Genomic DNA, 14,373 nt, shown 5'->3' with positions numbered 1-14,373 from the left:
GTTTGTGGTCGACGATCTAGAAGTCCCAGTCCTCGTCTTCGGTGTTGACGGCCTTGCCGATGACGTAGCTGGAGCCCGAGCCGGAGAAGAAGTCGTGGTTCTCGTCGGCGTTGGGGCTCAGCGCCGACAGAATGGCCGGGTTGACGTCGGTCTCGTCCTTCGGGAACAGCGCCTCGTAGCCCAGATTCATCAGCGCCTTGTTGGCGTTGTAGCGCAGGAACTTCTTGACGTCCTCGGTGAGCCCCACACCGTCGTAGAGATCCTGGGTGTATTCCACCTCGTTGTCGTACAGCTCGAACAGCAGCTCGTAGGTGTAGTCCTTGAGCTCGGTGCGCTTGGCCTCGTCGACCTGTGCCAGGCCGCGCTGGAACTTGTAGCCGATGTAGTAGCCGTGCACGGCCTCGTCGCGGATGATCAGCCGGATCATGTCGGCGGTGTTGGTGAGCTTGGCGCGGCTGGACCAGTACATCGGCAGGTAGAAGCCCGAGTAGAACAGGAAGCTCTCCAGCAGCGTCGAGGCCACTTTGCGCTTGAGCGGCTCGTCACCTTTGTAGTACTGCATGACGATCTCGGCCTTGCGCTGCAGGTTCGGGTTTTCTTCCGACCAGCGGAACGCCTCGTCGATCTCGGCGGTGGAGCACAGCGTGGAGAAGATGTTGCTGTAGCTCTTGGCGTGCACCGATTCCATGAACGCGATGTTGGTGTACACCGCTTCCTCGTGCGGGGTGAGCGCGTCGGGGATCAGGCTGACCGCACCGACGGTGCCCTGGATGGTGTCGAGCAGCGTCAGGCCGGTGAACACCCGCATGGTGAGCTGCTTCTCGTGGTCGTTGAGCGTGCCCCACGACGGGATGTCGTTGGACACCGGGACCTTCTCCGGCAACCAGAAGTTGCCGGTCAGCCTGTCCCACACTTCGCCGTCTTTGTCATCGTGCAGACGATTCCAGTTGATGGCCGAAACGCGGTCGATCAGCTTGATTCCATCAGACACCGGAAACCCCTTCTGCAACACCTTGACGGCGAATCGCCGCTTGTGCCCGCAACACTACAACTGGGGTGAGACAACAGGCCGCAACACAAGACGTTGTGTCGCCACGAGTTTTCTCAGGCCGGCGCCGACACGCGTTCGACACGCCGGGAAGGCCCGATGAGCCGGTACTCGTCGAGGTCCAGCGTGCGCGTCGCCGCCCAGTACTGCCAGGTGAACCCGCCCCACAACGTGCGGTTGTTGCCGTGCTCGTCGAGATACCAGCTACGGCAACCGCCGGTGTTCCACACCGAGTGCGACAGGTCCTCCTGCAGCTTGTCGTTGAATCGGTTCTGCGCCTCCCGTGTCGGTGTCAGCGCGTCGGCCCCGGCTCTGTCGACCGCCGCGATGGCCTGCGCGACGTAGCGGATCTGCGATTCGATCATGAACACCACCGAGGTGTGGCCCAGACCGGTGTTCGGGCCGAGCAGGAAGAACAGGTTGGGCATACCGGCCACTGTGATGCCGCGATGGGCCACCACTCCTTCGGCGTTCCACCGGTCGACCAGGTCTTCCCCGCCGGGTCCCTTGATGTCGACGTAGGTGTAGGAATCGGTGACGTGGAAGCCCGTCGCGAAGATGATGACGTCCGCGGCACGCTCGGTGCCGTCGGCGGTCACCACGCCACCGGGGGTGATCCGCGTGATCCGGTCGGTGATGACCTCGGCGTTGGGCCGGGCCAGCGATTGGTAGTAGTTGGTGGAGTACAGGATCCGTTTGCATCCGGCCCGGTAGTCGGGAGTCAGTTTCGCCCGCAGAGCGCGATCCGAGATGGCACGGCGGATGTTCCACTTCCCCATGGCCTCGTAGACGCGCAGCAAGCCCGGTCGCCGGGTCAAGCCGAACGCGGTGCCTTCGAGGAACCAGTAGATGCCGGCGCGCAATGCCGCGCGCACCCCGGGCACGCGGGCGAACACCTGCTGCAGCCGGGGTGAGATGTGGGCGTTGGGACGCGGGAATACCCAGGGCGGGGTGCGTTGGTAGAGCTGGAGGTGCGCCACCTGCCCGACCACCTCGGGCACGATCTGGATGGCGCTGGCGCCGGTGCCGATCACCGCGACCCGCTTGCCGGTCAGATCGATGCCCGGATCCCACTGCGCGGAGTGGAACGCCGAGCCGGCGAATGTGTCCAGCCCCTCGATCTCGGGCATCGACGGTATGTGCAGCGCACCGGCACCGGAGATCAGGAACTGTGCGACGAACTCCTCACCGTTGTCGGTGAAGACATGCCAACGGTGTTCGTCGTCGTCCCAGTGCGCCCGCTCCACCCGGGCGCCGAACCGGATGTGGCGGCGCAGGCCGTACTTGTCGGTGACTCCCCGCAGGTACTCCAGGATCTCCGGCTGCGGCGAGAACACCCGGGACCAGTCGGGTTTGGGTTCGAAGGAGAACGAATACAGATGCGACGGCACATCGCACGCACACCCGGGATAGACGTTGTCCCGCCAGGTGCCGCCGATGTCGTCGGCTTTCTCCAGGATGAGGAAATCGGCGCCCTGTTTTTGCAGGGCGATCGCCATCCCCAAGCCGGAGAACCCGGTGCCGATGATCAGGGCGCGAAAACGGGGAACCTTCTCGGAGATCATGGGACCCACGGTACTGGGTAAAACTGCGTCGCTCACCCTACTCGGCGAGCATTACGATCGAACGCCGCAACTGCTGTTCAGGCGCCGCCGGCGGAAGCGGTTCGGCCGGGTGAACGGCAAACGCGTTGATGATCAACGCCGCGAATCGACGCCACGGCTCAGCCCCCTGGGCGGAGCCGGAATTCGCCGTCGCCGAGACCACTCCCGCGTTGGCCAGCAGCATCACCACCACATCGCCGGCGACGACATCGCGGCGCAGCGCTCCGGCCTGTTGTGCACGCTCGATCAGCGTGCCCAATTTGGCCAGTGCGTCGCCGGCGCGTTTCTCGATGATGCTGCTGGCGGGAAACGACATGGTGAGCAGTTCGCGCAGGCCTGCATCACTGGCCTGTAGTTGGCACAGTTCGTAGACCAGCGCCCGGAAGCCCTGCCACGGCTCGGAATCGTCGAGGGCCCGGTCGACGGCCTCCGTGTAGCGGGAGAGGTTGCGCTCGAAGGTCGCGGCCGCCAGGTCGGCACGCGTGGGAAAGCGGCGATACAGCGTTGCGACACCGACACCGGCCTTGCGGGCCACTTCGTCGAGTGGCACTGCGATGCCCCGGGCGGCGAAGAGTTCGGTGGCCGCATCCACGATGCGGTCGCGGTTGAGTGCGGCGTCGGCACGCAATCGCCGGGTCACCCCTCCAGGGTAGCGACGTAAGCGGATGCGCCCGTCCGGTTGATTCAGCCGCCGACGTGGGTGCGGGGCACCGCTTTACCGATCGGCAGATCGGGGTCGATGCGGATACCCAGCAGCGCAGTGGTGCCGTTGATGGCCCCGACCATGATGGTGGTCAGGTACTCGATGAACTTGTCCCGTTCCATCCGGCGCGGGCTGTCCGAATCAGGCCCCAGCCACCAGTCCGTGGCCGACGTGGCCGAACCGAATGTGGTGTAGGCGGCGAGCTCGATGGCCGCGCGGTCGAGCTCCATCTCACGGAGCTCGTTGTTGAACATCTCCGCGATCGCCAGTGTGATCTCGCGACCCTCGTTGAGCGCCCGCATGGTCGACTCGGACTGTTCCGGGAACCCCTGCACCAGGAAGCGGACGACGTTGGGATGCTCGTCGACCAGATACACGTACTGCTCGACGCTGCGCCGGATGACCTCGCGGGCCGGATCGGTGGCGATGTTGATGACCGGGAAGATGCCGGCCCACAGCATGTCGCGCATGCGTTCGCCGATGGCTTGGAACAGATCGGACTTGTCCGTGAAGTGCCGGTAGATCTTGGGCTTGGCAGTGCCGGCCTCTTCGGCGATCTCGCGCAGACTCACTTCGGGCCCGAGCTTGTCGATGGCCCGGAACGCCGCGTCGACGATCTCCGAGCGCACCTTCTTGCGGTGTTCACGCCAGCGTTCGCTGCGCGCGTCCACCTTGACCGCGGCGGTTTCCCCGCCGGGTCGGATCTTCGGACCTCTGCGCACCTGAGCACTGTACCGCTCGACGGGTGCTGACCTGGGCATACCGCTACGCACCCGCAGGTCAGGGCGGTTGTTATCACAGTCACAGCGGGCGAAGCGGTTGTTGCAACAGGTGCGTACCTAGCTTTGTGGACTACCATCACCACCCGACGCCCTGAATCTTTCGAACGAGAGGCACGAGTGACGCAGCGATATGACCTGGTCATAGCCGGCGGGGGCCCCTCAGGTTCGGCTGCCGCCTGGCAGGCCGCCCAGACCGGCGCCAAGGTGCTGGTGTTGGACAAAGCGGAATTCCCGCGGGCCAAACCGTGCGGCGACGGGCTGACCGCCCGCGCAGTCAGCTACCTGCAGAAAATGGGCCTGGCCGACGAGGTCGCCACCTACCACCGGGTCAACCGGGTGACAGTGTTCAGCCCCAGCGCATGGGAACTGTCGTTCCCCAAGCGCCCAGGCATGCCCGACCACGGACACACCGTCAGCCGCGAGCACCTGGACACCGTGCTGCTCAAGCACGCCGAGTCCGCCGGCGCCGAGGTGCGCCAGGGCGCCGAGGTCACCGGTCCTGAGCTCAACGAGAACGGCCGCGTCATCGGCGTGACGCTCAAGAACGGCGAGAAGGTCTACGGCGACGCGGTGATCGCCGCCGACGGCGCCTACTCCCCCATCAAACGCGCCCTGAAGATCGACTCGGAGTACAACGGCTACTCGGCCATCGCGATCCGCTCGGAGATGCCGGCCAACCGCGTCGACTCCGACAGCCTCGACATCTACCTGAAGCTGCAGTTCCAGGGCGATCAGCTGCCCGGGTACGGCTGGGTGTTCCCGATGGGCAACGGCATCTTCAACATCGGGCTGGGCTACGTCAACAGCTACAAGAACTGGCAGGCGATCAACGCCACCCAGTTCCTCGGCGAGTTCCTGCGCACCCTGCCCCGCGACTGGGACCTCCCGGCCATCGAGGAGCTGAAGAAGAACAAGAGTGTGCGCGCCTGGCGATTGCCGATGGGCTTCACGGCGTGGCCGCCGTGGCGTCCGGGTGTGCTGTTCACCGGCGACTCGCTGGGCGCAGGCAAGCCGGCGTCCGGCGCGGGTATCTCCAAGGCCCTGGAATCCGGCCTGGCCGCCGGTGAGTGCGCCATCGCGGCACTGGAGAACGGCGGACCCGACGACTTCACCAACTACGCGCAGCGCATGGAGGCCGCGTGGGGCCGGGAGTACAAGCGGGGCCGTTACATGCACAAGCTGATCGGTCAGCCCAAGCTGGCGAACGCCGGTATCAAGCTGATCGACAACGCCGCGTTCCGTGACCGGATGCTCAAAGCGCTCTACAAGAAGGCCCAGGGGCCGCAGCACACCATCAAGAAGTAGGACCACCCCGCCGCATCGTCGGCGCCGCCGCCGGGTGTGGACTTCCGTCCGCACTCGGCGGTTGTGGTTTTTCGCGGTCTGCCCGCACCGCAGCCTCCCTTCCCCGGTCACATATGTGTCGGTTAGGACGCGACACGCCGTGTGGCCGTCACTGGGCACATATATGTCGCTATGCGGACCCGGCCATCGCGGGACATATGTGTGAATTCTGACGCGACACGCCGTGTAGCCGTCACTGGGCACATATATGTCAGAGCTCAGCGGTAGACCAGAGCCATGGCGACAGCACAGTTGACGGCGTTCATCTGCTACCGCGATCCCGACGCCATGGCGGGCTGGATCGGCGACGTGCTGGGCTTCGCGGTGGTTAGTGAGTTCCGCTATGACGGTCAGCTGGTGCACGCCGAGCTGCGCCACGGTGACGCTGTGGTGTGCATCCAGCACGACGACCGCGGTTACGACGTGCCCGCCGTCAAGGGCGACTGCGTGGGCTCCGGGCTGTACATCGTTGTTGACGCCGACGAGGTGACGGCCATTCATCAACGCGCAACCGACTGCGGCACAACAGTTCTCATCGCGCCCGCGACAACAGCCTGGGGCAACTTCCGCACCGAACTGCTGGACCCCGAGGGCAGGCAGTGGTCCATCGGGAGCTATCTGCCCGGCCAGGGCGAATAGGGTGGTTGCCATGGAGCAGCGCGTCAGCCTCATCACGCTCGGAGTCGACGATCTCGCCCGCTCCCGCGCGTTCTTCGAGCAGGGCCTGGGTTGGACGCCCGCCGCCGTCCACGACGAGGTCGCGTTCTATCAACTGCCCGGGATTGCCCTCGGATTGTTCGGACGCTCCGACTTGGCGGCCGACGCCCGCCACCCCGTCGACGGGAGCTTCAGCGGCATCACCATTGCGGTCAACCAACGCAGTCAGGCCGACGTCGACCGGGTCTTCGCTGAGGCCCGAGCAGCCGGGGCCACCATCCTCAAACCCGCTGAACGCACGGAGTGGGGCGGGTATTCGGGTTACTTCGCCGACCTCGACGGCCACGTATGGGAGATCGCGCACAACCCGCAGTGGACCGTCAACGACGACGGCACCGTCACCTTGTGAGCGAACCGGGCCTGACCGACGCCGAATTCCTGCGCGTCGAAGAGGCGTTGGGTTTCGAGTTCGCCGACGATCACCGGGCATTCCTGGCGGCACAGTTGCCGACGGGTTCCGGATGGCCCAATTGGCGTGGCGGCGTCCGCGGCCTGCAGAAGCAGATGCAGCTGCCGGTCGACGGAATCCTGTACGCGGTGGAATGGGACGACTTCTGGCATGACGGCTGGGGCCCGCGGCCTGCGCGCATGAAAGATGCTCTGCGCAGCGCCAATTACCACCTGGCGCGGGCGCCGCGGCTGGTCCCGGTGCACGGGCACCACTACCTACCGGCCGGACGCGGTACGAGCGGCCGACCCGTGTTGTCGGTGATCCGCACCGATGTCACCGTCGTGGGCGCCACGTTGACCGACTACCTCGGCTCTGACGACGGCGACCGTCAGCCGGGTGTCGTCGAGTTCTGGTCCGAGTTGATCAGCTAGCGTCGACCGCGCTTGGCCTGGCCGGGTTTGCGCGCCACCTTGCCTGCGGCGGCCCGGGCGGCCTGCTTGGCCAGCGTCTTCTCCCGGGCGGTGCGCTTGGGTGCCGGCTCGGCCTGGGCCCGCGATGAGCCGGCCTTGCGGCCCCGCACGATGCCGATGAACTCCTCGACCAGTTCCGACTGCGGACCGGCGGAGACGGCTAGCGCGACGGGGCAGGTGGGTGCATCGGCAATGGGACGGTAGGTCAGGTCCTTCCGGTGATACAGCCGGGCCAACGACTGGGGAACGACGAGTGCGCCCAACCCGGCGGCCACCAGTTCGATTGCGTCGCCGGTGGTTTCGGGCCGATGCTCGACCGGCGTTCCGGGTGCCTGCGGCCAGTTGACCACGTCGTCACACGGCAGCAGCCTCGGCTCGCCGTCGAGATCGGCGGCAGAGATCTCGTCGACGGCGGTCAAGAGGTGGTCGGTGGGCACCACAGCCACCGTCGTCTCCTCGTACAGCGGAATGATTGCGAGCCCGGAGACGTCGGCGGGTGGCCGGAGGAGCGCCACGTCGACGGCGCCGGTCCGCACGGCGTCGGCCGCCTCCGCGGCCGTCAGCGCGCGCAACTCCAGGGGTGAACCGGGGTGGCGCTCCGACCAGATCCTGGCCCACTTGGCGGGCGTCCCACCTGGGACGTAGCCGAGGGTGAGCGAGGCCGATGTCACCGCTTCAGGCTACCGATACGCTTGTCCCATGAGCAGGCCCGACTCACAGTCCATGAAACCCGCCACGGCGGCCAAGAAGCTGGACGTGTATCTGCCGGCCACGCCTGCGGAGTTCCAGGAGAAGGTGATCACCCGCGCTGAACTCGCCGCCTTGCAGGAGGATCCGCCGCAGTGGCTCAAGGATCTTCGCAAGAGCGGGCCGCACCCGAAGAACCTGGTGGCGGCCAAGCTGGGCATCTCGATCGCCGGTCTCGGCCGCGGCGGTGTCACCGAGGCCCTGACCACCGAGCAGATCAATCAGTTGCTCGAGGAGAAGCCGGACTGGCTGGTTGCCGAACGCGAGAGCTACCAGAATGTGCTGCGTGAAGAAAGACGCGTGAAGGCACTGCACGCCGATAAGGCCCGCGAGAGGTGACTACCGCCTCCTGAACTTTGCTGCTAAGCATGTCTGCAGAGGAGGGGATGGCAGTGGCTCTAGAGGTGAACATCGAGGATCTGGCGGCCTCGGGTGTGAAAGTGACCAGTCACGGCGAAGACGTGGCCATGAAGCACTGCACTGCTGATGCCCGGATCGAAACCGCTCATGGTGGTTGGCAGGGACATTCGGCGGCATCGCTGACGTTGCGGATGGCGGCCTGGTCGAGCACGACGACGAGCCTACTGACCCAGCTCAGCGCACACGCCCAAGGCCTGCACACCTGTGCCCAGGAGTTCTGCGCCATGGAGGAACGCCACGCCGAGGCTCTCGAAGCACCAGGGCGACAGGCTGATTCCATCGCGACCCAGATGTAGAACCCCGCGATCGTGACGCTCACCATCGCCGACATCGAACGGTGGGATGCGGGAGATGTCCGGGAGGTTTTTCACGCCGCCACCAGCCGTGCACAAGCCGTACAGGACGCGGCTGACGGCATCGCCGAGTTGCCTGCCTTTGCCAGCTGGGGCGGCGAGGCGGCCGAGGCGGCCAAAGAGGCCATCGCCAAGACCCGGGCCGATCTGGAGGCTCACGGTGCGGAAGCCCTCGCTGTAGCCATTGCTGCCCGCGCGGCGGCAGACGAGATCGAGCGCATCAAGTCCGATTTGGCGACCCTCAAGGCCGACGCCGCCGCTCTCGGTATGGAGATCGACCCGGTATCAGGTCGAGTGGTCGCCGGCCCGGATTTCAACGGCGACCCGATGGAACTGTTACTCAAGCAGCAACAGCTGCAACCGCGGGTCGACACACTGCTCGGCGAGGCAAACCTGGTCGACATGGCCTTGGCCAACGCCATCGACATGGCCAGCGGGGAGACACCGGCTCAAGCACCGGCCGGGACGAACCCGCCCGACGCCGAAAACCCGGATGCGCCCACGAGTCTCGAAGACATGCTGATTCCGCCGGAGGCTCGCCAGACGGCCGAGGGCGCGGCTGGGACACCCCGTGAGATTCTCGCCGGCAGTACCACCACTGATCCCGGTCAACCCGAGAACCTCGACGACGCGCTGACCGACGTCGCCGGACAACCCGTGCCGGTGCCGCCCGATGCCACGGACCGCCTAGTCGGGGAGCTCACCGGTAAATCCGAAGACGGCACCCCCTACACCCAGGCGCCGTTGGCGGGACCCATTGCGGCCACTGACCCCTCCGCTGTCAATCGGCAACTCGCCAAGGTTCACGCCGCTGAGCAGAACGTGAAGGCCGCAGAGGCGGCACTCAACAATGCCGCCGCCGAGAACTACACAGCAGGCGCGGGGGCAGGCCCCAACCGCAACGCCACGGATTTGCTGACCCAGAAGCTGTTCGACGCGCGCCGCGAGCTCACCGACCAGCGACAGATCCTCGAAGACCTGAACTTCGCCGTGACCGAATCCGGCGGTCGAGGCGTCGAAGTTCCACCGCCCTTGCCCAACGCCGACGTCCAGCGGCTCCCGCCGGAGCCGTCGAAACTGGCGGAAGCGAGTCGCGCACTCAGTGAGGGCAGCTTCGGCATCATCCCGGATTACGTGGAAACCGCTGACGTGCTGATCAACTGGGGCGAGCAATCAGGGGCCGAACAAGCCGGAGCCCTGCTCGACATCGCCGGGTCTGTTCCGATCCCGGGCGGCAAGCTGGTCACCGAGGGAGTGGAGCACGGCCTCGACGCTCTTGGCGTGGTTGGTCGTCATGCCGACGACATTCCCACCGACGTTCCAACACCTCACGTCGGTGCCGATGATGTGCCGAGCAGCCCTGACCTGCCGGATGTCCCGGACGGTGCAGCCGACGACATCGGATCCGTGGGTTCTTATGGCATTGAGGACACCGCTGCACTGCTCACCGCCAGCGAGGCGTCCGGCGGGCATCTCATGGAGAGGCACGTTGGCCGCACCTTCGATGATCTCGCCGCGCGCTTGGAGTCACGTCCCCGTATGGAGGCTGCCTCGACATTCGTGAGTCAGGAGGAAGCGGCGGCCGCGGTCAGCACTACGCTCCAGCACAATCGGACAGCCATCGATAATTGGGTTGCCAATAACGCTGAGGACACGTTGGTGTTGGAGGCGCCATTCAACGGCGGATCGGTACTCGTAAGGGATGCGGCGGAGACGACCACCGGGTCCTCTACCCTTGTCGTCCTGAAGGGCGACGGAACCGGTAACTGGTACATATTGACGGGATACATGGAACCATGACCAAGGGCGCAGTCTCGGAGACAATACGGCAGTTCTTCGGAGGCAACTTTCACCAGGACTGGGACATTGTTGCTGAAGAGTGGGAGGGCGTCGTCGACAGTTTCGCGAAGGGAAAAGAGGCGGCGAGGCTCACCGCCCTTGCCCTCGAGATCGATGAATTACTTGACTGCAGCGATGAGCACACGCTCGAATATCTTGTGTCACGCCAGGCACACTCCGCGTACAACCCTCAACCGCTGACGACTTATCACGAGTGGCTGAGCCAGATAGCAGACCGACTCCGCCAACACGCCGCTTCCATTGAGCGGCGGGGAGCAATCTCGTAGTCGGGCGATGTATCACCGCCGACGCCTACCGCGACGGGCATGGATGTCGAACCCGTCGACTGCAGCCGCTCGGATGCCACGCTGCAACTTGCGGCTCGAGGCGACTCGACAGCGACCTGCCCTGACGGCAATCGGGAGGGCGGCCTGTATCCGGTGCTCGCCAGCGACTCTCGCACGCAGTGCTTCGTCCTCAACTTGAGTGAGGAAGGCTGCCACGCCATTGCCCGCAAGCGGTTCCGGTGGACTGCACTGACCCCAGCGCGAACGTCAAGGTCGCCAGCCGCGTCGAGAGCAGCGCCGAGGACGCAGCCTGCGACGCCGACGCCGAGGTGTTGGCCTACCGCCAGCCACCTCGTACGTTCTGCCTCGTCGTGCCTTGACCGCTGGCCCTACCGGTCGAACATGTCGCTGAGGCGATCAAAGAACCGATCGACGCACCGCTCCACCCGGGAGCCTCTCCCCCACTTCTCCCAGACGTAGATCAGGGCGAACATCGCGACGACGATCCCGACGACCAGTACAGTGACGAGGACCGCCACAACCAACGTCGACATCAGTTCATCATCACGCACACCCGGGTTGGCGCGCACCGACCACTAGGATTCACGTCAACGTGGCGCAGAAATTCACTTCAACAGCAAGAACAGTTACCGACCACGACCATGACCGATGACTCGATCTCCTGGGATCTGGGCCAGTTCTTCGGCGCCTACTTCCACCAGGACTGGGATCTCGAAGCGGACGATTGGCAAGGCGTCGTCGACATGTACGTCGACGACGATCCCAATGCCGAACAACTGAGAACGCTGGCCGACGAAATCGACGATCTACGCGCGAGCCGGCCGGAGCCGGAACTGGATCATTTCCTCCTGCACACCGCCGGTTGTTACTACTGCCCCGACCCGGTGCCTCACCGACACTGGCTCGGCGAGGTCGCGCACCGACTGCGCCTGCATGCAGACGGAATTGAGCGGAACGCCGCGTCCCAACGCAGAGCCAAGTGCAAATAGAAGCAGGCCAGGCGAATCCGCCTGGCCTGCAACTCAATTGACCGTCACAGCATGCAGCTGACGCAACCCTCGACCTCGGTACCCTCCAGGGCCATCTGACGCAGCCGGATGTAGTACAGCGTCTTGATGCCCTTGCGCCAGGCGTAGATCTGAGCCTTGTTCACGTCGCGGGTGTTGGCGGTGTCCTTGAAGAACAGCGTCAGGCTCAGGCCCTGGTCCACGTGCTGGGTGGCCGCGGCGTAGGTGTCGATGATCTTCTCGTAGCCGATCTCGTACGCGTCCTGGTAGTACTCCAGGTTGTCGTTGGTCAGGTAGGGCGCCGGGTAGTAGACGCGGCCGATCTTGCCTTCCTTGCGGATCTCGATCTTGGACGCCACCGGGTGGATCGAGGACGTGGAGTGGTTGATGTAGGAGATCGAACCGGTGGGCGGCACCGCCTGCAGGTTCTGGTTGTAGATGCCGTGAGTCTGCACCGACTCCTTCAACCGCTTCCAGTCGTCCTGCGTGGGGATGCGGATGCCGGCGTCGGCGAACAATTGGCGCACCCGCTCGGTGGCCGGCTCCCACACCCGGTCGGTGTACTTGTCGAAGAACTCACCGGAGGCGTACTTCGACTCCTTGAACCCACCGAACGCCTTACCGCGTTCCAGCGCAATGCGATTCGACGCCCGCAGTGCGTGGTAGAGCACGGTGTAGAAGTAGATGTTGGTGAAGTCCACACCCTCTTCGGAGCCGTAGTGGATCCGCTCGCGGGCCAGGTAGCCGTGCAGGTTCATCTGCCCCAGCCCGATGGCGTGCGACTCGTTGTTGCCCTGCTCGATCGAGGGCACCGAGGTGATGGAGGTCTGGTCGCTGACCGCGGTGAGCGCCCGGATGGCCACCTCGATGGTCTGCGCGAAGTCCGGCGAGTCCATGGCCTTGGCGATGTTGAGCGAACCGAGGTTGCACGAGATGTCCTTGCCCACTTTGGAATAGGACAGGTCGTCGTTGAACTCCGACGGAGTGGACACCTGCAGGATCTCCGAGCACAGGTTCGAGTGCGTGATCTTGCCAGCGATGGGGTTGGCCCGGTTCACGGTGTCCTCGTACATGATGTACGGGTAACCGGACTCGAACTGCAGCTCGGCCAGGGTCTGGAAGAACTCCCGCGCCTTGATCTTGGTCTTGCGGATGCGGGCGTCGTCGACCATCTCGTAGTACTTCTCGGTGACCGAGATATCGGCGAACGGCACGCCGTAGACTCTCTCGACGTCGTACGGCGAGAAGAGGTACATGTCCTCGTTCTTCTTCGCCAGCTCGAAGGTGATGTCCGGGATCACCACGCCCAGCGAGAGCGTCTTGATCCGGATCTTCTCGTCGGCGTTCTCGCGCTTGGTGTCGAGGAATCGGTAGATGTCGGGGTGGTGGGCGTGCAGGTACACCGCGCCGGCTCCCTGGCGGGCGCCGAGCTGGTTGGCATACGAGAACGAGTCCTCGAGCAGCTTCATGATCGGGATGACACCCGAACTCTGGTTCTCGATGTTCTTGATGGGCGCGCCGTGCTCACGGATGTTGGTGAGCAGCAAGGCAACTCCGCCGCCGCGCTTGGACAGCTGCAGCGCTGAGTTGATGGAGCGCCCGATGGACTCCATGTTGTCCTCGATGCGCAGCAGGAAGCAGCTGACCGGCTCGCCGCGCTGCTTCTTGCCCGAGTTGAGGAACGTCGGGGTGGCCGGCTGGAAGCGGCCGTCGATGATCTCGTCGACGAGCTTCTCGGCCAAGGTGGTGTCACCGGCAGCCAGCGTGAGCGCCACCATCACCACGCGGTCTTCGAAGCGCTCGAGGTAGCGCTTGCCGTCGAAAGTCTTGAGTGTGTAGCTGGTGTAGTACTTGAACGCGCCGAGGAAGGTGGGGAACCGGAACTTCTTGGCGTAGGCCCGGTCCAGCAGCGTCTTGACGAAGTTACGGGAGTACTGATCGAGGACCTCGCGCTCGTAGTACTCCTTCTGGACCAGGTAGTCGAGCTTCTCGTCCTGATTGTGGAAGAAGACCGTGTTCTGGTTGACGTGCTGCAGGAAGTACTGATTGGCGGCTTCGCGATCCTTGTCGAACTGGATCTTGCCGTCCTTGTCGTACAGGTTGAGCATCGCGTTGAGCGCGTGATAATCCGTCTCGCCTGGAAGGGCGTGCACGCCGGTGGTTACTGGTTCTGCAGCTGTGACGGTTGGTGGCACGTCTGTTCCTTCCAAAAATCGGCTAGTCCGGCGCGAACCGCGAAGACGTCATCCGTCGTCCCCATCAGTTCGAATCTGTACAAAAAGGGCACGCCGCACTTGCGCGAGACCACATTGCCCGCGTAGCCGAATTCGGCCCCGAAGTTCGTGTTGCCCGCGGCGATCACGCCGCGGATCAACGATCGGTTGTGTTCATTGTTCAAGAAGGCGATCACCTGCTTGGGCACGTAGCCCCCGGCGTCGGGATCGGGACCGTTGGCGTGCCCACCCCCATAGGTGGGCACGACCAGCACATACGGGTGGTCGACCTGAATCCGGTCACGCAGCGGGATCCGGATCGAGGGAAGGTCGAGCTTCTGGACGAAGCGGTGGGTGTTCTCGGACACGCTGGAGAAGTAGACGAGGTTGGGTGCGGGCACGTCCGCCATCTCGCTCCCCTCTCCGG

General features: G+C 64.7%; 18 protein-coding genes and 1 pseudogene. 11 read left to right on the top strand and 8 right to left on the bottom strand.

The genetic code is table 11. The annotated features are described in order from the left end of the window. Positions 1-16 precede the first annotated feature (16 nt). The 4 genes from nrdF to NL241_RS12715 all read right to left on the bottom strand — a co-directional run bounded on the left by nrdF (position 17) and on the right by NL241_RS12715 (position 4,077). Positions 17-979 carry a class 1b ribonucleoside-diphosphate reductase subunit beta gene (nrdF, locus tag NL241_RS12730; protein ID WP_487689380.1) on the bottom strand — a complete coding sequence of 321 codons (963 nt, stop codon included), beginning with the start codon at positions 977-979 and terminating at the stop codon, positions 17-19. A gap of 125 nt (positions 980-1,104) precedes the next feature. Next, on the bottom strand, positions 1,105-2,649 hold the full coding sequence (locus tag NL241_RS12725) for a flavin-containing monooxygenase (protein ID WP_494397729.1): 1,545 nt from the start codon (positions 2,647-2,649) through the stop codon (positions 1,105-1,107). A 1-nt stretch (position 2,650) separates the two neighbouring features. Next, positions 2,651-3,292, bottom strand: a complete 642-nt coding sequence (locus tag NL241_RS12720; protein ID WP_487688802.1) for a TetR/AcrR family transcriptional regulator — start codon at positions 3,290-3,292, stop codon at positions 2,651-2,653. A gap of 44 nt (positions 3,293-3,336) precedes the next feature. Further along, a complete protein-coding gene (locus tag NL241_RS12715; RefSeq protein WP_487688799.1) occupies positions 3,337-4,077 on the bottom strand; it encodes a TetR/AcrR family transcriptional regulator in 741 nt (246 codons plus the stop codon). Positions 4,078-4,254: 177 nt separating this feature from the next. Here NL241_RS12715 and NL241_RS12710 point away from each other — a divergent pair, with 177 nt between their 5' ends. From NL241_RS12710 to NL241_RS12695, 4 genes are all read left to right on the top strand, one after another. Continuing rightward, positions 4,255-5,442 carry an NAD(P)/FAD-dependent oxidoreductase gene (locus tag NL241_RS12710; RefSeq protein WP_487688796.1) on the top strand — a complete coding sequence of 396 codons (1,188 nt, stop codon included), beginning with the start codon at positions 4,255-4,257 and terminating at the stop codon, positions 5,440-5,442. A gap of 276 nt (positions 5,443-5,718) precedes the next feature. Then, positions 5,719-6,120, top strand: coding sequence for a VOC family protein (locus tag NL241_RS12705; RefSeq protein ID WP_494397728.1), 402 nt, complete (start codon positions 5,719-5,721; stop codon positions 6,118-6,120). Positions 6,121-6,130: 10 nt separating this feature from the next. After that, positions 6,131-6,547: a VOC family protein gene (locus NL241_RS12700; protein WP_494397727.1), complete on the top strand. Its 417-nt coding sequence runs from the start codon at positions 6,131-6,133 to the stop codon at positions 6,545-6,547. After that, positions 6,544-7,020, top strand: coding sequence for an SMI1/KNR4 family protein (locus NL241_RS12695; RefSeq protein ID WP_487688789.1), 477 nt, complete (start codon positions 6,544-6,546; stop codon positions 7,018-7,020). Before NL241_RS12700 ends, NL241_RS12695 begins: the two co-directional genes overlap by 4 nt. On the opposite strand, the gene NL241_RS12690 is transcribed toward NL241_RS12695, so the two are convergent. Beyond that, positions 7,017-7,730, bottom strand: coding sequence for a LysR family substrate-binding domain-containing protein (locus NL241_RS12690; protein WP_494397726.1), 714 nt, complete (start codon positions 7,728-7,730; stop codon positions 7,017-7,019). The genes NL241_RS12695 and NL241_RS12690 overlap by 4 nt on opposite strands. 28 nt (positions 7,731-7,758) lie before the next feature. Between NL241_RS12690 and NL241_RS12685 the strand changes: the two genes are divergently transcribed. The 6 genes and pseudogenes from NL241_RS12685 (at position 7,759) to NL241_RS12660 (ending at position 11,085) form a co-directional block, all read left to right on the top strand. Further along, positions 7,759-8,145 (top strand): DUF5997 family protein, encoded by a 387-nt coding sequence (locus tag NL241_RS12685; RefSeq protein ID WP_494397725.1) that lies wholly within the window; start codon positions 7,759-7,761, stop codon positions 8,143-8,145. 29 nt (positions 8,146-8,174) lie between these two features. Then, positions 8,175-8,522, top strand: a complete 348-nt coding sequence (locus NL241_RS12680; protein WP_487688781.1) for a WXG100 family type VII secretion target — start codon at positions 8,175-8,177, stop codon at positions 8,520-8,522. A 12-nt stretch (positions 8,523-8,534) separates the two neighbouring features. Further along, a complete protein-coding gene (locus NL241_RS12675) occupies positions 8,535-10,379 on the top strand; it encodes an Rv0964c family protein (RefSeq protein WP_494397724.1) in 1,845 nt (614 codons plus the stop codon). Next, entirely contained in the window at positions 10,376-10,705 is a 330-nt protein-coding gene (locus NL241_RS12670) for a contact-dependent growth inhibition system immunity protein (protein ID WP_487688777.1), read from the top strand. Before NL241_RS12675 ends, NL241_RS12670 begins: the two co-directional genes overlap by 4 nt. Before the next feature lie 39 nt (positions 10,706-10,744). After that, positions 10,745-10,879, top strand: a pseudogene (locus NL241_RS12665) (LppU/SCO3897 family protein); the annotation flags it as partial. A gap of 35 nt (positions 10,880-10,914) precedes the next feature. Then, positions 10,915-11,085 (top strand): LppU/SCO3897 family protein, encoded by a 171-nt coding sequence (locus NL241_RS12660; RefSeq protein WP_487689378.1) that lies wholly within the window; start codon positions 10,915-10,917, stop codon positions 11,083-11,085. A 9-nt stretch (positions 11,086-11,094) separates the two neighbouring features. On the opposite strand, the gene NL241_RS12655 is transcribed toward NL241_RS12660, so the two are convergent. Next, on the bottom strand, positions 11,095-11,295 hold the full coding sequence (locus NL241_RS12655) for a hypothetical protein (protein WP_494397723.1): 201 nt from the start codon (positions 11,293-11,295) through the stop codon (positions 11,095-11,097). Positions 11,296-11,367: 72 nt separating this feature from the next. Here NL241_RS12655 and NL241_RS12650 point away from each other — a divergent pair, with 72 nt between their 5' ends. Beyond that, on the top strand, positions 11,368-11,715 hold the full coding sequence (locus tag NL241_RS12650; RefSeq protein ID WP_487688771.1) for a contact-dependent growth inhibition system immunity protein: 348 nt from the start codon (positions 11,368-11,370) through the stop codon (positions 11,713-11,715). A 44-nt stretch (positions 11,716-11,759) separates the two neighbouring features. Here NL241_RS12650 and nrdE read toward each other — a convergent pair whose 3' ends face one another. Next, positions 11,760-13,928 (bottom strand): class 1b ribonucleoside-diphosphate reductase subunit alpha, encoded by a 2,169-nt coding sequence (gene nrdE / locus NL241_RS12645; RefSeq protein WP_487688768.1) that lies wholly within the window; start codon positions 13,926-13,928, stop codon positions 11,760-11,762. Continuing rightward, positions 13,895-14,356, bottom strand: a complete 462-nt coding sequence (nrdI, locus tag NL241_RS12640; RefSeq protein ID WP_487688766.1) for a class Ib ribonucleoside-diphosphate reductase assembly flavoprotein NrdI — start codon at positions 14,354-14,356, stop codon at positions 13,895-13,897. The genes nrdE and nrdI overlap by 34 nt, the downstream gene beginning before the upstream one ends. Between the last annotated feature and the right edge of the window lie 17 nt (positions 14,357-14,373).

The organism is Mycolicibacterium sp. SMGY-1XX, from assembly GCF_059132455.1.
The sequence above is the reverse complement of the archived record's forward strand: the minus strand, read 5'-3'. Positions and strand labels throughout refer to the sequence as shown.

Excerpts from the sequence above, each read along its gene's own strand:
- NL241_RS12705 (WP_494397728.1), top strand. The coding sequence starts at position 5,719 with ATGGCGACAGCACAGTTGACGGCGTTCATCTGCTACCGCGATCCCGAC.
- nrdI (WP_487688766.1), bottom strand. The coding sequence starts at position 14,356 with ATGGCGGACGTGCCCGCACCCAACCTCGTCTACTTCTCCAGCGTGTCC.
- NL241_RS12685 (WP_494397725.1), top strand. The coding sequence starts at position 7,759 with ATGAGCAGGCCCGACTCACAGTCCATGAAACCCGCCACGGCGGCCAAG.
- NL241_RS12650 (WP_487688771.1), top strand. The coding sequence starts at position 11,368 with ATGACCGATGACTCGATCTCCTGGGATCTGGGCCAGTTCTTCGGCGCC.
- NL241_RS12700 (WP_494397727.1), top strand. The coding sequence starts at position 6,131 with ATGGAGCAGCGCGTCAGCCTCATCACGCTCGGAGTCGACGATCTCGCC.
- NL241_RS12670 (WP_487688777.1), top strand. The coding sequence starts at position 10,376 with ATGACCAAGGGCGCAGTCTCGGAGACAATACGGCAGTTCTTCGGAGGC.
- NL241_RS12680 (WP_487688781.1), top strand. The coding sequence starts at position 8,175 with ATGTCTGCAGAGGAGGGGATGGCAGTGGCTCTAGAGGTGAACATCGAG.